The organism is Reyranella sp. (genome assembly GCF_965229815.1).
In the GTDB taxonomy this organism is placed as follows: Bacteria; Pseudomonadota; Alphaproteobacteria; order Reyranellales; family Reyranellaceae; genus Reyranella.
This window is the reverse complement of the sequence record NZ_CBDDJN010000006.1, coordinates 1420855-1439254: the sequence shown is the minus strand read 5'-3', so window position 1 is coordinate 1439254 and position 18400 is coordinate 1420855. Positions and strand designations below refer to the sequence as shown.

Below are 18400 nucleotides of genomic sequence, written 5' to 3'. Positions count from 1 at the left end.
CAGAAAGGCCAGAAAGACCATGAGCCGCACCTTCGACCCCATCGAGCTCGAGCTCCTGTGGCGGCGGCTGATCTCGATGGTCGACGAGGCGGCGGCCGCCATGGTGCGCACCAGCTTCTCGACTCTTGTGCGCGAGAGCTACGACTTCTCCTGCGTCATCACCGATGCCGAGGGCCAGTCGCTGGTCCAGGCGTCGGAGAGCATCCCGAGCTTCATCGGCACGCTGCCCGAGACGGTGAAGCACTTCCTGCGCTTCTTCCCGCCCGACCGGCTCGAGCCGGGCGACGTGCTGATCACCAACGACATCTGGCTCGGCACCGGCCATCTGCCCGACGTCACCCTGGCCAAGCCGATCTTCCGCGACGGAAGGCTGGTCGCCTTCAGCGCCACGACGGCGCACGCGCCCGACATCGGCGGCAAGATCCGCAGCCCCGAGCCGCGCGAGGTCTTCGAGGAGGGACTGCAGATCCCGCCGATGAAGATGATCGCCGCCGGCCGGACCGACGAGACGCTGGTCACCATCATCCGCAAGAACGTGCGCACGCCCGACCAGACGATGGGCGACCTGTGGGCCCAGGTCGTGGCGCTCGACCTGATGGAGGACCGGCTGCGCGGCCTGATGGACGGCTACGGGCTGGACGACCTCACCGACCTCGCGCGCGAGATCCAGGGCCGCTGCGAGGCGGCGATGCGGTCGGCGATCCGCGCGCTGCCGGACGGCACCTACCGCAGCGAGCTCAAGACCGACGGGCTGATGGAGACACCGATCACGCTCAGGCTGGCGCTGACGGTCAAGGGCGACGAGATCGAGATGGACTTTGCCGGCACCGACCGCCAGGTCGACCGGGCGATCAACTGCGCCCTCTGCTACACAAACGCCATGGCGATGTACGGGGTGAAGGTCTGCACCAGCCCCAACCTGCCCAACAACGAAGGCGCCTGGCGGCCGATCGCGCTCAGGGCGCCCGAGGGCTGCATCGTCAACCCGCAGTTCCCGGCCTCGGGCGGCTCGCGCATGCTGATCGGCCACTACGTGCCGATGCTCGTGTTCGGCTGCCTCGGCCAGATCGTGCCGGAGCGGGTGATGGCCGCCTGCGGCTCGCCGATGTGGGGCATGAACCAGTCGGGCGTGCGGGAAGGGGGCAGGCCCTACGCCAACATGTTCTTCTACAATGGCGGCATGGGCGCCAACACGCGCGGCGACGGCGTGACCTGCCTCAGCTGGCCGTCCAACGTCTCCTCGACCGCCATCGAGATCAGCGAGCACATCGCGCCGCTGCGCTTCCATCACAAGCGGCTGCGGCCGGATTCCGGTGGCGCCGGACGCCATCGCGGCGGCCTTGGCCAGGAGATCCTGATCGAAAGCCGCAGCGATTCGGCCATCGCGGTGTCGTTCCTCGCCGAGCGAACGCTGTTCCCGGCCTTCGGCATCGAGGGCGGCGGCGACGGGGCGCCCGGCGAGCTGCGCATCAACGGCGAGAAGACCGATCCCAAGAAGCAGTACGTTCTCGCCAAAGGCGACACGGTCTCGCTGGGCACGCCCGGCGGCGGCGGCCATGGCGATCCGCGCCAGCGCGACAGGGCGGCCCTCGCGGCCGATGTCGCGGCGGGCTACGTGACGGACGCCACTCCGTATGGAAGCGCCGCGGAGACGCGCCCGTCCGGCTAGAGCGGCTGCGTACCGGCGACGACCACGCGGTGCATCAGCCGGCGCTCGCCCTCGGGATAGTCGGCGGTGGCCTTGTGCATGGTGCAGCGATTGTCCCGGATCCCGATGTCGTCGCGCGTCTCGGTCTGGAAAGTCATGGCGTCGCTCCCGGGAGGCGGGATAACGTGCGCGCCGCTTCCATGAATCTCAAGAGAGGATCCCCCATGAAGCTCGCCTATTCGCCCGCCAGCCCCTACGTCCGCAAGGTCAATGCCTGCGCCATCGCCCGCGGCATCGACAAGCAGATCGAGCGCTGGAAGGTGCCGACGACCGACGCCGCGCTCGCCGCGGTCAATCCGCTGTCCAAGGTGCCGACGCTCACCACCGACGACGGCATGGTGATCTATGACAGCCCGGTGATCTGCGAGTATCTCGACAGCGTGGGCAGTGCGCCGAAGCTTTTCCCTGCCGCCGGCCCGGCGCGCTGGAAGGCGATCACCCAGCAGGCGCTGGGCGACGGCATCCTCGATGCCACCCAGCCGCGCCGCCGCGAGATCGCCCTGCCGCAGGACGAGGGACGCAAGACCTACATCGAGACGCAGCAGGCCAAGGTGGCGCGGGCGCTGGCAGCCCTCGAGAAGGACGCCGATTCGCTGGGCGACCTCAAGACGATCGGCGAGATCACCATTGCCTGCGCGCTGGGCTATCTCGACTTCCGCTACGCCAACGAGCCATGGCGGCCCGGTCACCCGAAGCTCGACGCCTGGTATGCCAAGGTCGTCAAGCTGCCGCCGCTTGCCGAGACCATGCCGGTGGGGTGACAGTTTCCCCGAACAGGGGGAAACGATGCCGGCACGCACGGGTGAGCAGTTCCTGAAGGGCCTCCGGGGCCCGCGCGACATCTGGGTCGACGGCGAGCGTATCACCGACGTCGTCGACCATCCGAAGCTCAGCGGGGCGGCCCACGCGCTGGCCGAGGTCTTCGACCTGCAGCATCGCCATCCGGACATCCTGCTGATGCCGGACGGGGAGACCGGCGAGCCCGTCGCCGTCAGCCACATGATCCCGCGCTCGCGCGAGGATCTGGCGCGGCGCGGCCGCGCCCTGCGCAAGGTCGCCGAGTATTCGGTCGGCCTGATGGGGCGCACGCCCGACTACATGAACGTGACCTATGCCGGCTTTGCCGGCCGGCCGGACGAATGGGGCTGGAACGGCAACGAGGCCGGCGCCGCGCGGCTGGTCGAGTACCAGAAGTTCCTCCGCCGCAACGACATCTCACTCACCCATACGATCGTCCAGCCGACCGTCGACAAGGCCACGGGCGACGCGCCGCAGGCGGGAAATCCCTATGCCCTGCGCAAGGTCGGCGACACCGAGCACGGGATCGTGGTGCGCGGCGCGCGGGTGCTGGCGACCCTGGCGCCGTTCGCCGACGAGATCGCCGTCTATCCGGCGTCGCCGCTGCCGGCGGGCGCCGATGCCTATGCGCTGTCCTTCTGCATCCCGATGGGCACGCCGGGGCTCAAGTTCCTGTGCCGCGACAGCGCCGCGGCACCGGGCAACCGTTTCGACCATCCGCTGTCGAGCCGGTTCGACGAGCAGGATGCGTTCGTCATCTTCGACGACGTCGAGGTGCCGCGGGACCGCCTGTTCATCGACTGCAATCTCGCCGCCTACAACAAGGTGATGACCACGAGCTGGCCGCCCAACATCCAGCAGCAGACGATGATCCGCGCCTCGGTGAAGCTCGACTTCGCCTGGGGACTGGCGCTGCGCATGGCGGCGGCCATCAATGCGGCGGACCCCGAGACCAACCGGATGATCGGCGAGATCTGGAGCTATTCGGAGTTCACGCGCTCGGCGGTGATCGCGGCCGAGGCCGAGGCGGTCGAATGGCCGGGCGGCCTGTGGACTCCGTCGGTCGGGCCATTGCATGCGCTGCGCGCCACGCTGCCGCTGTGGTTCCCGCGGGTGAACGAGATCCTGCGGCTGATCGGGTCGCACAACGTCTTCGCCGCGCCGACGGCGGCGCAGCTCGCCGACAAGGACCTGCGTCGCCTGATCGACCAGTACCTGCCCGGTGCCAAGGGCATGCCGGCCGAGGAACGCATCCGCATCTTCCGCCTGGCCTGGGATTTCGCCGGCAGCGCCCTCGGCAGCCGCAACGAGCAGTACGAGCGCTTCTATCTGGCTTCCTCGCCGCGCAACCTCGCCCGGCACCTCGTGTTCACCGACCGCAGCCGCGCCGACCGGCTGGTCGACCGCTTCCTGAAGGAGCCGCTGTCGTAAGGCGCGGGTGGACCGGGGCGACGCGGGCCGCGAGGGCAACCGGCGACACGGCGCGGCGTTCGCAACGTCATGGCGGCATCGCGCAGGATACGGTCCGGCTCGGTCCGGATCGGCCTTTCGGGCTGGACCTACCGGTCCTGGCGGGGGCGCTTCTACCCCAAAGGCCTGGCGCACGACCGCGAGCTCGCGCATATGGCCTCGGTGTTCGACACGGTCGAGATCAACGGCACCTTCTACAGCATGCAGCGGCCGGCCTCCTTTGCCCGCTGGGCCGACGAGACGCCGTCCGGCTTCGTGTTCGCCGTGAAGGGGCCACGCTTCCTGACGCACATGAAACGCCTCAAGGAGCCGCGACCGCCGCTGGCCAACTTCATCGCCTCCGGCCTGCTGCGGCTCGGGGGTAAGCTCGGGCCGGTCCTCTGGCAACTTCCGCCGACCTTCCGCTTCGATGCCGAACGGCTCGAGGCCTTTTTCGCGCTGCTGCCGCGCACCGCGGGCGACGCCGCCGCGCTCGGCCGCCGACACGACCGGCGGCTCAAGGCGCGCGCCTGGCTCAGGACACCGGCGCCGCGCCAGCGTCTCCGGCACGCGATCGAGGTGCGCCACGAGAGCTTCCGCGATCCGGCGTTTATCGCCCTGCTGCGGCGGTACGACATCGCACTGGTCTGCGCCGACACCGTCGACTGGCCGCTGCTGATGGACCTCACGGCCGATTTCGTCTACGTGCGGCTGCACGGTTCGCGTGAGCTCTACCGCAGCGGCTACGGCGAGGACGAACTGGCGCGCTGGGCGCGACGCATCCGCGCCTGGCGCGACGGCCGGCCGATGCGCGACGGGGCCTTTGCCGGCGTGCCGGCCAAGCCCGTGCCGCGCGACGTGTTCGTCTATTTCGACAACACCGACAAGCTCAAGGCGCCGCACGACGCGCAGGCGCTGAGGCGACTGCTGGAGGAGGGCTGACATGCCGTCCGCCGCCAACCGGCTGAAGGCGGTGGCGCGCGAGGCGGCGGGGTGCACGCGCTGTCCGCTCTACCGCCATGCGACGCAGACCGTGTTCGGCGAAGGGCCGCCCGATGCGGCCCTGATGCTGGTCGGAGAGCAGCCGGGCGACCAGGAGGACCGGGCCGGCCGGCCCTTCGTCGGCCCCGCCGGCGCGGCGCTCGACCGCGCGCTCGCCGCGGCGGGCATCCCGCGCGAGACGGCCTACATCACCAACGCGGTGAAGCACTTCAAGAACGAGCCGCGCGGCAAGAAGCGGCTGCACCGGCGTCCGAACCGGGGCGAGGTCGAGGTCTGCCGGGTCTGGCTGCAAAGGGAGATCGCGCTGGTGGAGCCGCGCCTGATCCTGGCGCTCGGCGTCACGGCAGCGGTGGCGCTCTGCGGCCGAAGCGTGGTGATCTCCCGCCTGCGCGGCCGCGTGATCGAGTTCGAGGACGGCCGGCGCGGCATGGTGACGGCCCACCCCTCGGCCATCCTGCGCATGCCCGACGAGGCGGCGCGGCGCGAAGCCTTCCTCGGCCTGGTGAAGGACCTGAAGGCGGCGGCGCGATCCGCCGCCGGAGCGTCGGCCTGACCGGACAGTTGCAATGCCTCCGCCGACCGGCTCAATCTGTCGGCGGACCGGAGCGCAGGAGGCGGCCGATGAGCGATATCGACGTCAAGCCCGATACCATCGCCAAGCCCAGGATCGAGCAGCCGCGGCTCTACAAGGTCATCCTCATCAACGACGACTACACGCCGCGCGAGTTCGTCACGGCCGTGCTGATGATGGTCTTCCACATGAGCGAGGATCAGGCCCATCGGATCATGATGACGGCCCATCAGCGCGGCGCCTGCGTGGTCGCGGCCTACACGCGCGACATCGCGGAGAGCAAGGCAAGCGAGGGCACCAACGCCGGCCGCCAGAACGGCCATCCGCTCGAGTTCACGACAGAGCCCGAGGAATAGGGCTGCGCTGCCACGCCCGGGCGAAGCGGGGCATTTCGGATCCACCGTTGACGCGAGATCGTCCTTCGGCGGGACTGACGTCCACCACAGAAATGCGTGGCATGCATTTTGCTGCTTCCACCGGATGGACGGGGAGTCGGAGAAGGGGTTGCTCATGCTGAAGCGCGTTGTATCGGGTCTGGCGCTCGCCGTTGCCGCGGTGTCGGCGGCTGCCGCCCAGGAACTGCCCAAGAACCAGTTCAAGGTCATCGGGCTCAACAGCCCGACCCCGGTGTCGATCCACGACGAGCTGCCGTTCTGGCGCAAGACCATTCCGGAAGCCTCGAAGGGCGCCATCAGCGTCGACGTCACGCCGCTCGACCAGATGGGCATCGACGACAAGACCATGCTGCGCCTGCTGAAGCTCGGCGTGATGGATTTCGCCGGCATGGACATCTCGAAGATGGCCGGCGACGATCCCCGCTTCGAGGGCTGCGACCTTGCCGGGCTCACGCTCGATCCCGACAAGGCGCGGGCGGCGTGCAACGCCTACCGCGACGTGATCGACCGCCAGATGCAGAAGAACTGGAACGCCAAGCTGCTCGCCTTCGGCGGCAACACGCCCCAGGTCTTCTGGTGCCGCGACGTCGTCACCGGGCTCGACAGCTTCAAGGGCAAGAAGATCCGCGTCTTCAACAACACGATGCGCGACTTCCTGGGCGGCCTCGGGGCGACGGCGGTCAGCATGGCCTTCGCCGAGGTCGTGCCGGCGCTGAACAACGGCGTGGTCGACTGCGCCGTCACCGGCAGCCTGTCGGGCAACACCGCCGGTTGGCCCGAGGTCACCAAGTCCCAGTATCCGATGTCGCTGGGCTGGAGCATCAACGTGGTGGCGGTGAACCTCAACACCTGGAAGCGGCTCGATCCCAAGACGCAGGCCTTCCTGACCGAGCAGTTCAAGGCTTACGAAGACAAGATGTGGGCCACCATCAAGACCACGGTGGGTGAGGCCGACAACTGCAACACGGGCAAGCAGCCCTGCACCATGGGCAAGCTCGCCAAGATGACTCTGGTGCCGGTCAAGCCGGAGGAGGCCGCGGTCCACAAGAAGCTGGTCGAGGGCGCCGTCCTGGCCGGCTGGGCCAAGCGCTGCGGCGCGGAGTGCACCAAGGAGTGGAACGCGACCGTGGGCAAGACGCTGGGGCTGACGGCGCCGACGCCCTGATCCCAGCCGGTCGCGCAACGAGCGCTCGATGAGCGGGGTGCGCCGCTTCGCCCAGTGGGGCCTGTGGTTCGGCGGCGCGCTCGTCCTGCTCGCCGCCATTCTGATCGGCATCGACGTGCTGTTGCGCAAGTTCCTGACGCGCTCGATCGGCGGAGCCGACGAGCTCGCGGGCTACGCGCTGGCCATCGGCACGGTGTGGGGCCTGGGCGCCGCACTGCTCGACCGCGCCCATATCCGCATCGATTCGCTCTACGTCCTGTTTCCCCAGAGGCTGCGGCTGGTCCTCGACCTCGTCGCCCTGGTCCTGCTGGTCGGCTTCTTCGCCCTGACCGCCTGGCATGGCTGGGGCGTCGTCGAGCAGTCCTGGACCTCGGGCTCGCGCAGCCAGTCGGCGCTCGAGACCCCGACGGTCGTCCCCCAGCTCGTCTGGATGGCCGGCCTCGTCGCCTTCGTGGCGATCGGCGTGCTGCTGCTGGTGGACGCGCTGCGCCGGCTCGCGGCCGGCGACCTGCGCGGCACGGCGCGCCTGATCAGCACGCGTTCGGCCGAGGAGGAGGTCCAGGAGGAGATCCGCGACCTGCAGGAGCGGCGGACGCGCGAGGGTGGCGCCTGACATGCTGCTGATCACGCTGCTGGTCCTGATCGGGCTGCTCGCGCTGGCGATACCGGTCGCCGCGGCGCTCGGCGTGCTGGGGCTCACCCTGTCGGCGATCTACTCGAAGCTGCCCCTGTCGCTGGCGATGGGCGAGATCGCCTGGGGTACGTCCAACAACTTTCTGCTGGTCGCCATCCCGTTCTTCGTGCTGCTGGGCGAGATCCTGCTGCGCTCGGGCATGGCCGAGCGCATGTACAACGCGCTGGTTCTCTGGGTGCCCTGGCTGCCGGGCGGGCTGATGCATTCCAACATCGCGGCCTGCGCCATGTTCGCGGCAACCTCGGGATCGAGCGTCGCCACGGCGGCGACGATCGGCACGGTGGCGCTCGGCGAGGTCGAGAAGCGGGGCTATTCGGAGCGGCTTTTCCTCGGCACGATCGCCGCCGGCGGCACGCTCGGCATCCTGATCCCGCCCTCGATCAACATGATCGTCTACGGGGTGCTGACCGACACCTCGATCCCCAAGCTGTATCTCGCGGGGTTCCTGCCAGGCGTGATCCTGGCCAGTCTTTTCAGCCTGACGGTCATCGCGATCTGCCTGCTGCGGCCCGGTATGGGCGGCACGCCCACGATCACGAGCTGGTCCCAGCGCTTCGCCGCGCTGCCCGACCTGCTGCCGCCGCTGATCGTCTTCCTCGCCGTGCTGGGATCGATCTACGCCGGCTGGGCGACCGCGACCGAATCGGCGGCGCTGGGCGTCATCGCCGCCGTCGCGATCGCCGCCTGGCATCGTCGGCTTACCGTGCGCATGCTGCTCGTCGCCTTCGAGGGCACGATGCGCACGACCGCGATGATCATGGCGATCCTGCTCGCCGCCTACTTCCTGAACTTTGTGATCACCTCGATCGGCCTCACCGGCCAGGTCAACCGCTTCATCACCAGCCTCGGCCTCTCGAAGCTGGAGCTGCTGCTGGTCGTCGTCGGCTTCTACTTCGTGCTCGGCATGTTCATGGAGACGCTGTCGATGATGGTCGCCACCGTGCCGATCATCGCGCCGATCCTGTTCAAGGCGGGCTACGACCAGGTGTGGTTCGGCATCATCGTCATCATCCTGATGGAGCTGGCGATGATCACCCCGCCGGTCGGCATCAACCTCTATGTCGTGCAGGGACTGCGCAAGCGCGGCCGCATCGACGACGTCATCATCGGCGCCGCGCCCTTCGTCATCACCATGATGCTTATGATCGTCGTGCTGGTCGTGTGGCCCGACGTGGCGCTCTGGCTGCCCGGCCTCGCGGCCAACCCTTAGCTTGGGGAGACGGGTCGGCCGGGAAGGCCGGGCCCGTCCCGCTGCTTCAGGCGATCGTGATCACGATGTTGCCGGCGGCGTCGCGTTCGGCGCGGCAACCCGGCGGCACGACGCAGGTCGAATCGTACTCCTCGACGATCAGCGGCCCGTCGCGGCCGCCGTCGAGGTCGGCCCGGCCGACCACCGGGGTCTCCATCCAGCCGTGGGCGTCGCCGAACCAGGCCCGGCGGGCGGGCTGCGCCGGCGGCGCCTGCCGGCTCGGCCTGGCCTGGGCCGGCACCGCGCCGCCGTCGCGCAGGCCCGATCCGACGAGCTGGATCGAGACCAGCTCGACCGGCTCGTCGGGGCCGGCGCGGTGGCCGTAGGTGCGCTCGTGCTCGTCGGCGAAGGCCGTCTCGAGATGCTTCACCATCGCGGCGTCGATCGGCCCGTCGGGGACCGGAACGACCAGCTCGTAGCTCTGGCCCTTGTAGTGCAGCGCCGCCGAGCGGCGCAGGCGGGCGCTCGCGCCGGTGAAGCCCTCGGCTGCAAGCTGCGCCGTCGCCTGGCCCGCGAGCGCCGCCCAGGCGGCGTCGATCTCGCCGAGGTCGGCCTGGCGCAGCAGGCGCCGGAAGGTCCGGGCATAGTGGTGCTCGACGTCGGCGTAGAGCAGGCCGAACGAGGAGAAGAGGCCGGCCGAGGGCGGCACGACCACGCGGCCGATGCCGAGCGAGGCGGCCATGCCGGCCGCGAACAGGGGGCCGTTGCCGCCGAAGGCGAAGAGGGAGAAGTCGCGCGGGTCGCGGCCGCGCTCGGTCGAGACCGCCTTGATGGCGCGGATCATGTTGGAGGCGACGATCAGGTGGGCGCCGTAGGCCGCCCTCTCGACCGACATGCCGAGCGGCTTCGCCACCTTGTCCTCGAAGACGGCGCGGGCCTTGGCGGCGTTCAGCTTGAGGGCGCCGCCGACCAGGTGGTCGGGGTTGATATAGCCCAGCAGCACGTTGGCGTCGGTGATGGTCGGCTCCTCGCCGCCCTTGTCGTAGCAGACCGGGCCGGGGAAGGCGCCGGCGCTCTCGGGACCGGCCTGCAGCGCCCCGCCGGCGTCGATCCAGACGTGCGAGCCGCCGCCGGCGCCGACCTCGGCGAGATCGATCGCCGGCACCTTCAGCGTGTAGCCGGCGCCGGTGAGCAGGCGCGAGCCGATCATGATGCCGGCGCCGACCGCATACTCCTGGGCGCGCGCGACCTCGCCGTGCTCGACCATCGAGGCCTTGGCGGTCGTGCCGCCCATGTCGAAGGTGATGATCTTGTCGAGTCCCTTGGCGCGGGCGAGCGCCTGGGCGCCGACCACGCCGCCCGCAGGGCCTGATTCGATGATGTTCATCGGCCTCTCGGCCGCGGCGGCGTCGGTCGTGAGGCCGCCATTGGACTGCATCAGCAGGAGCTGGGCCGCGATGCCGCCATCGTCCAGCCCCTTGCGCAGGGCCCGGAGGTAGGTCGCGACGATCGGCATGACGTAGGCGTTGATCACCGTCGTCGAGGTGCGCTCGTACTCCTTGATCTCGGGCAGGACCTCGACCGAGACGCTGAGCGGCAGTTGAGGAGCCTTGGCGGCCACCACCTCCTTCAGCAGCGCCTCGTGCGCCGGGTTGGTGAAGGAGTTCAGCAGGCAGATGGCGATGGCCTCGACCTTCTCCGCCAGCAGCGCATCGACGGCGCGCTCGGCGTCGGCGCGGTCGAGGCCGCGCTCGATGTGGCCCCGGTGATCGACGCGCTCGTCGACCACCTGGCGCAGGTAGCGCTCGACCAGCGGCGGCGGCTTGGTCCAGCCGATGTCGTAGAGCTTGGGCATGCGCAGCGTGCGGATCTCCAGCACGTCGCGGAAGCCCTTGGTGGTGATCAGCCCGACGCGGGCGCCCTTGTGCTCGAGGATGGCGTTGGAGGCGACGGTCGTGCCGTGGCGGATCTCGTCGATCGCCGCGCCCGACAGGCCGGTCTCGGTGAACACCTCGCCCAGCCCGTCGACGATCGCCTGGGCGTAGTTGCCGACGCTCGACGAGATCTTCTTGGTGTGGATGGTGCCGTCGGAGCCGAGCAGCACGATATCCGTGAAGGTGCCGCCGATATCGACACCGGCGCGAAAGGAGACGGTCATGGGGTTACTCCGCGGCGCGCCGCAGAGGCTCGGGATCCTGCCACTGGACCTTGGGCACCTCTTTCCAGCCGCGGGCGCTCCTCATCTCGCCGCGCCGCCGCGCCGTGGCCTCGGCATCGACCGTCCACGTCGAGGTGTCGACAACGACGCCGTAGTCGGCCAGCGCCTTGGCCGGGGAGAGCAGTTCGTTGCGCACGTCGCGCAGCACCGCCGCCGGGTCTCGCTCCAGCGGATCGCCCCAGCCGCCGGCACCGGCCAGCACATGGCGGAACACGTCGCCCTTGTGGATGGTCATGGTGAGCTTGGACGGCAGCAGGCGGTTCTCGCCGTCGGGATTGAGCCAGTTCTCCGACGGGGCGCCGGGCCCGCCGCCGTAGAGGCCGAACGGCCGATGGTCGCGACGGTCCGAGCGGACCTGCAGCATCCCCTCGTCCTCGAGGAAGCGGTAGTCGCGCCGGAACGGAACGCCGCCGCGATACTTGCCGGCGCCGGCGCGGTCGGCCACGAACTCGTAGGCCAGGAGCTGCATCGGCTGCTCGGCCTCGGTCACCTCGATCGAGTGCGAGGCCATGTTGGCGAACATGTGCGAATTGCCGTCGAGCCCGTCGGCCCACGGCCGCGCGCCCCAGGCGCCGCAGGTGAAGTCGACATAGACGAAGGGATTGCGCCCGGCATCGTAGCCGCCGATCGAGATGCCGGTATTGCCGCCGTCGCCCGCCGCCTTGACCTTGTCCGGCAGCATCATGGCGAGCGCGCCGAACATGCAGTCGACCATGCGGAAGCCGGTGAGGCCGCGGGCCGCGCAGGCCGCCGGCAGCACGCCGTTGCCGACCGTGCCGGGCGGGCAGACGACCTCGATGGCGCGGAAGACGCCTTCGTTGTTGGGAATGCCCGGCGGCAGGACAGAGCGCACGCCGGTGTAGGAGGCCGCCTTGGTGAAGGACAGCGTGTTGTTCAGCGCGCCCTTGACCTGCGGGTTGGTGCCCGTCCAGTCGACCACCATGTGGCCGCCCTTCTTGCGGATGGTGACGAACAGGCGGATCGGCTTGCCGTAGTCGACGCCGTCGTCGTCGATCCAGTCCTCGAAGCTCCACTCGCCGTCGGGGAGCTTCTCGAGCGCCGCCCGAGTGAGCCGCTCGGCGTAGTCGATGACCTCCTTGAGGTAGGCCCGCGTCCTGTCCGGCCCGTAGCGCGCGACGATCTCGGCGAACTGGGTCTCGCCGATGTGGCAGGCGGCGAGCTGGGCGCGCAGGTCGCCGAACAGCTGGACCGGCAGGCGGACGTTCTTCTCCAGGAACGTCATGATCGTCTTGTTGAGTTTGCCCGCCTCGTAGAGCTTCATCGGCGCGATGCGCAGCCCCTCGGCGTAGATCTCCGTGGAGTCTGAAGCGTTGGAGCCGGCGACGCGGCCGCCGACGTCGATGTGGTGGCAGACGGTGCAGGCGAAGGCGAGACGCCGTCCCTCGTGGAACAGTGGCTTGAACACGAAGATGTCCGGCAGGTGCATGCCGCCGTCGAACGGGTCGTTCATGATGAAGACGTCGCCCGGCGCCATGTCGTCCTTGAAGTGGCGCATGATCGAATCGAGGGCAGTCGGCACCGACCCGAGATGGCCGGGCAGGGTGAGGCCCTGGGCCGCGAGCTTGCCGTCGGCGTCGGCGAACCCCGTCGAGTAGTCCATGTTGTCCTTGAGCACGCCCGAGTAGGTCGTGCGGAACACGGTCAGCGCCATCTCGTCGGCGATCGAGAAGATCGCGTTCTTGAACAGCTCCAGCTCGATCGGATCGTATGCTTCCGCCAACGTGGCTCTCCCTCAACTGGCGCCGGTCGACGCAATAGTCATGCCGCCAACGGAGCTGTCAAAGCCGCTTGACGATACGGCATCCTGTAGATAGCTATGTGAGAATATAGCTATTGGGAAATATATGGACGGACAACTCGACCGCGTCTTCGCCGCCCTCGCCGATCCCACGCGTCGCGCGATCCTGGCGCGGCTGGCGGCGGGCGAGGCGACGGTGAACGAGCTCGTCGAGCCGTCGTCGCTCAGCCAGCCCACCATCTCCAAGCATCTCAAGGTGCTGGAGCGTGCGGGGCTGGTGTCGCGCGGCCGCGAGGCGCAGTTCCGCCCGGTGCGGCTGAACGCGGCGCCGCTCGAAGGCGCCGCCGAGTGGCTGGGCGACTATCGCCGGTTCTGGGCCGAGAGCCTCGACCGGCTCGACGACTACGTGAAGGAACTCAAGCGCAGGGAGGGACGCCATGGCAGGCGCCGCAGCAAGTGAGCCCGAAGCCGATCGGGAACTGATCGTCACGCGCAGCTTCGACGCGCCGGCCCGGCTGCTGTTCGAGGCGTGGAGCCGGCCCGAGCATCTCAAGCGGTGGTTCGGTCCGGTCGGCTATCCGGTGACGATGTGCGAGATGGACTTCCGCGTCGGCGGTCAGTGGCGCGCCGCCATGACCGGCCCGGGCGGCCAGCAGCAGACGCCGTTCGGCGGCGCCTATCTCGAGATCGTGCCCGATCGGCGGATCGTCTTTAGCAACGGGTTCGAGCTGCCCGGCGCGGAAAAGATGGTCATGACGGTCACGTTCGACGAGAAGAATGGCCGGACGCTGCTCACCATCCGGACGCTGTTCGCCTCGATCGCCCAGAGGGCGACCCATGTCGGCGCCGGCATGGCGGAAGGCCTCGGCTCGGGCCTCGACCAGCTCGCCGACCTGGCGGCGGAGATGAAGAAGCAGGCCGCCTGACGGGGCCGCGGCAGGGCGGTTTCGCCGGTGACGGCCGGCCCGCAGCCAGGCAAGGCTGCCAAGTGCTTAGGATCATTGGCGGATTTGGCCCCGAATCCGCCCTTCCGAGGGTTGACGGGAGGGTTCCCAGTCCCTATTTTCCGGCCGCTTTCGGAATTCCCCCGGCTCGGCCGGGGCTTTTTGTCGAGAAGAACCATGAAGATCCGTCATTCCCTCAAGTCCGTGAAGGCGCGCCACAAGGACAGCCGCATCGTCCGCCGCAAGGGCCGCGTCTACGTGATCAACAAGACCAACCCGCGCTTCAAGGCTCGCCAGGGATAGCGCCCGCGCGTCTTTTGCCGTTCGAGAGCGGCGGAGGCCTCCGGCTTCCGCCGCTTTTTCATTTGGCGAATCGGAGATGCCCGTTTCAACGGGCGCATCCGGTTGGGCCGATTCCAGCCGACCCTAATGTGCTCTAGGATCGGCGCATGGAGATGCCGCCGCTCGATCCCGCCATCCTGGCCCGCCGGTCGGAGATCGTCGCGGCCCTGCGCGCCATCGTGCCAGGCGAGGGCGTGATCGACGACGAGGGCGGCATGCGCCCCTACGAATGCGATGCGCTCTCGGCCTACCGTCAGATGCCGCTGGTCGTGGTGCTGCCCGAGACGGTGGCGCAGGTCTCGGCCATCCTCCGCTACTGCCAGGACAACCAGGTCAAGGTCGTGCCGCGCGGCGCCGGCACCTCGCTGTCGGGCGGCTCCATGCCGGTGGGCGACGCCATCCTTCTGGGCCTCGGCAAGTTCAACCGCGTGCTAGAGATCGACTACGCCAACCGCTGCGCCCGCGTGCAGCCCGGCGTCACCAACCTCGGCATCAGCAAGGCGGTCGAGCACGAAGGCTTCTACTATGCGCCCGACCCAAGCTCGCAGATCGCCTGCTCGATCGGCGGCAACGTCGCGGAGAACTCGGGTGGCGTGCACTGCCTTAAGTACGGGCTGACCACCAACAATCTGCTGGGCATCGAGATGGTGCTGATGACCGGCGAGGTGGTGCGCCTGGGCGGCAAGCATCTCGACGCCGGTGGCTACGACCTGATGGGGCTGATGACCGGCTCCGAGGGGCTGCTGGGTGTCGTCACCGAGGTGACGGTGCGCCTGTTGCGCAAGCCCTCGACGGCGCGGGCGGTGCTGCTGGGTTTCCCGACCGAGGCCGGCGCCGCCGACTGCGTCGCCGCCGTCATCGCCGCCGGCATCATCCCGGGCGGCATGGAGATGATGGACAAGGATGCCGTCCAGTGCGCCGAGGCCTATGTCGGCGCCGGCTATCCGCTCGATGCCGAGGGCCTGCTGATCGTCGAGCTGGACGGGCCGGCGGTCGAGGTCGACCATCTGGTCGGACGCGTCGAGGCGATCGCCCGCGAGCGCGGTGCCACGACCTGCCGCGTGAGCCGCGACGAGCAGGAACGCGTGCTCTTCTGGGCCGGCCGCAAGGCCGCCTTCCCGGCGGTCGGCCAGATCTCGCCCGACTACATGTGCCTCGACGGCTCGGTGCCGCGCGGCCGGCTGGTCGAGGTGCTGGCCGAGATGCGCGCACTGTCGAAGGCCCACGGGCTGCGCGTGGTCAACGTCTTCCATGCCGGCGACGGCAACCTGCATCCGCTGATCCTGTTCGACGCCAACGATCCGGGCGAGTTGAGCCGCGCCGAGGAATTCGGCGCAGACATCCTCAGGCTCTGCGTGCGGGTGGGCGGCGTCCTCACTGGCGAGCACGGGGTCGGCATCGAGAAGCGCGACCTGATGGGCGAGCAATTCACCGAGATCGACCTCGACCAGCAGATGCGGGTGAAGTGCGCCTTCGATCCCGACCACCTGCTCAATCCCGGCAAGGTCTTTCCGAAGCTGAGGCGCTGCGCCGAGCTCGGGCGGCTGGTCGTGACCCAGAACAAGATTCCGTTTCCCGACATCCCGCGGTTCTAGGACATGGCCGGCACGATCAAGCCGCGCTCGTCCGCGGAGCTGCGGCAGGCGGTGGAATGGGCACTGGCCGAGGGCGCGACGCTGGACGTGCGCGGCGAAGGCAGCAAGCTCGCGCTGGGCAGGCCGATGGAGTGCGACCAGGTGCTCGACCTGTCGGACCTCTCCGGCATCGTCGACTATGCGCCCGAGGAGCTGGTGGTGACGCTGCGCGCCGGCACGCCGCTCAGCGAGGTCGAGGCGCTGCTCGCCCAGCGCAACCAGATGCTGGCCTTCGAGCCGCCCGATCTCGGGCCGCTGCTGGGCCGCGAGGCGGGGCAGGGCACGCTGGTCGGCGCCGTCATGGGCAACTTCGCGGGGCCGCGCCGCCTCTCGGCCGGCGCCGCGCGCGACCATCTGCTGGGCTTCAGCGGCGTCAACGGCCGCGCCGAGGCGTTCAAGTCGGGCGGCAAGGTCATGAAGAACGTGACCGGCTACGACCTGTCCAAGCTGCTGGCCGGCTCGTGGGGCACGCTGGCCGTGCTCGATGAGGTCTCGGTCAAGGTCCTTCCCGCGCCGGACCAGACCCGGACGCTGCTGCTGCATGGGCTCTCCGACGAAGCCGCGGTGACGGCGATGTGCGCCGCCATGGGCAGCCCGCACGACGTGTCGGGCGCGGCGCATGTCGGGGACCGCACCGCGCTGCGCCTCGAAGGCGTGGCGCCGTCGGTCGAGGCCCGGCTCCAGGGGCTGCGCGGGCTGCTCGCCGGGACGGGTGCCGCGCTCGAGGAACTCGGCACGCTGGAGAGTCGCGCCTTCTGGCGCGAGGTGCGCGACGCGGCGCCGCTCGTGCCGGCGCCCGCCGACATCGTCTGGAAGATCTCCTGCCCGCCGACCGAAGGTCCCGCCATCGTCGGGCGCATCCGGGCACAGCGTTCGGCTGCGAAGGCGTTCTACGACTGGTCGGGCGGCCTGGTGTGGCTGGCACTACCGCCAAGCGTTGACGGCGACCACGCGATCGTCCGCGGCGCCATCGGCCCGGCCGGCGGCCACGCGACGCTGATCCGCGCCGACGCGGCCGTTCGCGCCGCCGTGCCGGTCTTCCAGCCGCAGCCCCCGGCCCTGGCCGCACTCGCCGGCCGCGTGAAGGAAAGCTTCGATCCCCGGGGCCTGTTCAATCCCGGCCGGATGGGCTGACCATGCAGACCAACTTCACCCTGGCCCAGCTCAGCGATCCCGAGACGGCGCGCAGCGAGCACATCCTGCGCAAGTGCGTGCATTGCGGCTTCTGCACGGCGACCTGCCCGACCTTCGTGCTGCTGGGCGACGAGCGCGACAGCCCGCGCGGCCGCATCTACTTCATGAAGGCCATGCTGGAGGGCGACCGCGCGCCGACCGAGTCGGAAGTGCGCCACGTCGACCGCTGCCTGTCCTGTCTGAGCTGCATGACGACCTGTCCGTCGGGCGTGCACTACATGCACCTGGTCGATCACGGGCGGCATCATATCGAGGAACGTTACGTGCGGCCGTGGCCGGACCGGTTGCTGCGCCGCCTGCTGGCCTGGCTGATGCCGCGGCCGACGCCGTTCCGCTGGGCCATGGTGCTGGGGCGGCTGGCGCGGCCGCTGGCGCCGCTGCTGCCGGCGGCCAGCGCCGATCCCGGCGGCGCGACCTTCCTGCGGCGGGTCCGCGCCATGCTCGAGGCCGTGCCGGATCGCCTGGCCGGGCCCTCGCCGGTCGATCGTCCGCAGACCTTCCCGGCGGTGGGACTGCGCCGCAAGCGGGTGGCGCTGATGCCCGGCTGCGGCCAGCAGGTTCTGGCGCCGGAAGTGAACGAGGCGACGGTGCGGCTGCTCACCCGCCATGACATCGAGGTCGTGAACGTCGCGGGCTCGGGCTGCTGCGGCTCCTCGGTGTTGCATGTCGGCCGTAACGAGGAGGCGCTGGGCCTGGCCCGGCGCAACATCGCGGCCTGGATTCACGAGATCGACGGCGCGGGCCTCGACGCCATCGTCATCAACGCCTCGGGCTGCGGCACGACCGTAAAGGACTATGGCGCCATGTTCGCCGACGACCCGCAGTGGCGGGAGAAGGCGGAGCAGGTGGCGCGCCTGGCCCGCGACGTCAGCGAGGTCATGCTGGAGGTCGGTCTCGCGAACGTGACGCCGCGCCCGCTCACCGTCGCCTATCATGCGGCGTGTTCCATGCAGCACGGCCAGAAGATCGTCGAACCGCCCAAGACGCTCCTGCGCGACGCCGGCTTCGCCGTGAAGGACGTGCCGGAAGGGCATCTCTGCTGCGGTTGGGCCGGAACCTATCAGGTCCTGCAGCCCGAGCTCTCGCGGCGCCTGCGCGACCGCAAGGTGGCGAACATCGAGAGCGTGCGGCCCGACATCGTCGCGGCGGGAAACTTCGGCTGCGTCGGCAACATCGCCGCGGGGACGGGCATTCCTGTAGTGCACACGGTCGAACTGCTGGACTGGGCGACCGGCGGGCCGCAGCCGCGCGCGCTGGGCGGGCATTGAGATGAACCTTCTCCGCGCTTGCCTCCTGGCCCTCGTCGGGCTGATGCTCGGGGCAGGCGCGGGGGCGCAG

18 protein-coding genes are annotated in these 18400 nt (G+C 69.6%); 15 read left to right on the top strand and 3 right to left on the bottom strand.

All coding sequences use genetic code 11. The annotated features are described in order from the left end of the window. Window positions 1-19: 19 nt before the first annotated feature. Window positions 20-1669 carry a hydantoinase B/oxoprolinase family protein gene (locus tag ACO073_RS18240; RefSeq protein WP_421999102.1) on the top strand — a complete coding sequence of 550 codons (1650 nt, stop codon included), beginning with the start codon at window positions 20-22 and terminating at the stop codon, window positions 1667-1669. Here ACO073_RS18240 and ACO073_RS18235 read toward each other — a convergent pair. Further along, window positions 1666-1806, bottom strand: coding sequence for a hypothetical protein (locus ACO073_RS18235; protein WP_421999101.1), 141 nt, complete (start codon window positions 1804-1806; stop codon window positions 1666-1668). The two genes, ACO073_RS18240 and ACO073_RS18235, sit on opposite strands and share 4 nt — an antisense overlap. A 66-nt stretch (window positions 1807-1872) precedes the next feature. On the opposite strand from ACO073_RS18235, the gene ACO073_RS18230 reads away from it, so the two are divergent. The 8 genes from ACO073_RS18230 to ACO073_RS18195 all read left to right on the top strand — a co-directional run bounded on the left by ACO073_RS18230 (window position 1873) and on the right by ACO073_RS18195 (window position 8992). Beyond that, window positions 1873-2469, top strand: a complete 597-nt coding sequence (locus ACO073_RS18230; protein WP_421999100.1) for a glutathione S-transferase N-terminal domain-containing protein — start codon at window positions 1873-1875, stop codon at window positions 2467-2469. 25 nt (window positions 2470-2494) lie between these two features. Further along, window positions 2495-3937 carry a 4-hydroxyphenylacetate 3-hydroxylase family protein gene (locus tag ACO073_RS18225; RefSeq protein ID WP_421999099.1) on the top strand — a complete coding sequence of 481 codons (1443 nt, stop codon included), beginning with the start codon at window positions 2495-2497 and terminating at the stop codon, window positions 3935-3937. Between the two features lie 69 nt (window positions 3938-4006). Continuing rightward, a complete protein-coding gene (locus ACO073_RS18220; protein ID WP_421999098.1) occupies window positions 4007-4897 on the top strand; it encodes a DUF72 domain-containing protein in 891 nt (296 codons plus the stop codon). Window position 4898: 1 nt separating this feature from the next. Beyond that, window positions 4899-5510: a UdgX family uracil-DNA binding protein gene (locus tag ACO073_RS18215; protein ID WP_421999097.1), complete on the top strand. Its 612-nt coding sequence runs from the start codon at window positions 4899-4901 to the stop codon at window positions 5508-5510. 68 nt (window positions 5511-5578) lie between these two features. Further along, the gene (gene clpS / locus ACO073_RS18210; RefSeq protein ID WP_421999096.1) at window positions 5579-5884 is read left to right on the top strand and encodes an ATP-dependent Clp protease adapter ClpS; all 306 of its coding nucleotides are present in this window, start codon (window positions 5579-5581) and stop codon (window positions 5882-5884) included. Window positions 5885-6038: 154 nt separating this feature from the next. Further along, on the top strand, window positions 6039-7088 hold the full coding sequence (locus ACO073_RS18205) for a TRAP transporter substrate-binding protein (protein ID WP_421999095.1): 1050 nt from the start codon (window positions 6039-6041) through the stop codon (window positions 7086-7088). A gap of 28 nt (window positions 7089-7116) precedes the next feature. Further along, entirely contained in the window at window positions 7117-7701 is a 585-nt protein-coding gene (locus ACO073_RS18200) for a TRAP transporter small permease subunit (RefSeq protein ID WP_421999094.1), read from the top strand. Between the two features lies 1 nt (window position 7702). After that, on the top strand, window positions 7703-8992 hold the full coding sequence (locus ACO073_RS18195; RefSeq protein WP_421999093.1) for a TRAP transporter large permease: 1290 nt from the start codon (window positions 7703-7705) through the stop codon (window positions 8990-8992). Window positions 8993-9038: 46 nt separating this feature from the next. Here the strand turns inward: ACO073_RS18195 and ACO073_RS18190 are convergent, their stop codons facing one another. Next, window positions 9039-11129: a hydantoinase/oxoprolinase family protein gene (locus ACO073_RS18190; RefSeq protein WP_421999092.1), complete on the bottom strand. Its 2091-nt coding sequence runs from the start codon at window positions 11127-11129 to the stop codon at window positions 9039-9041. Window positions 11130-11133: 4 nt separating this feature from the next. After that, window positions 11134-12930: a hydantoinase B/oxoprolinase family protein gene (locus tag ACO073_RS18185; protein ID WP_421999091.1), complete on the bottom strand. Its 1797-nt coding sequence runs from the start codon at window positions 12928-12930 to the stop codon at window positions 11134-11136. Window positions 12931-13054: 124 nt separating this feature from the next. Here ACO073_RS18185 and ACO073_RS18180 point away from each other — a divergent pair, with 124 nt between their 5' ends. The 6 genes from ACO073_RS18180 (at window position 13055) to glcF (ending at window position 18330) form a co-directional block, all read left to right on the top strand. Then, window positions 13055-13408, top strand: coding sequence for an ArsR/SmtB family transcription factor (locus ACO073_RS18180; protein WP_421999090.1), 354 nt, complete (start codon window positions 13055-13057; stop codon window positions 13406-13408). Beyond that, the gene (locus ACO073_RS18175) at window positions 13386-13874 is read left to right on the top strand and encodes an SRPBCC family protein (protein ID WP_421999089.1); all 489 of its coding nucleotides are present in this window, start codon (window positions 13386-13388) and stop codon (window positions 13872-13874) included. The genes ACO073_RS18180 and ACO073_RS18175 overlap by 23 nt, the downstream gene beginning before the upstream one ends. Window positions 13875-14069: 195 nt before the next feature. Next, the gene (gene ykgO, locus ACO073_RS18170) at window positions 14070-14195 is read left to right on the top strand and encodes a type B 50S ribosomal protein L36 (protein WP_395714906.1); all 126 of its coding nucleotides are present in this window, start codon (window positions 14070-14072) and stop codon (window positions 14193-14195) included. Window positions 14196-14341: 146 nt separating this feature from the next. After that, window positions 14342-15829 (top strand): FAD-linked oxidase C-terminal domain-containing protein, encoded by a 1488-nt coding sequence (locus ACO073_RS18165; RefSeq protein WP_421999088.1) that lies wholly within the window; start codon window positions 14342-14344, stop codon window positions 15827-15829. A 3-nt stretch (window positions 15830-15832) separates the two neighbouring features. Continuing rightward, a complete protein-coding gene (glcE, locus tag ACO073_RS18160; RefSeq protein WP_421999087.1) occupies window positions 15833-17002 on the top strand; it encodes a glycolate oxidase subunit GlcE in 1170 nt (389 codons plus the stop codon). Window positions 17003-17004: 2 nt separating this feature from the next. Then, window positions 17005-18330 (top strand): glycolate oxidase subunit GlcF, encoded by a 1326-nt coding sequence (glcF, locus tag ACO073_RS18155; RefSeq protein WP_421999086.1) that lies wholly within the window; start codon window positions 17005-17007, stop codon window positions 18328-18330. Window positions 18331-18400: the final 70 nt, after the last annotated feature.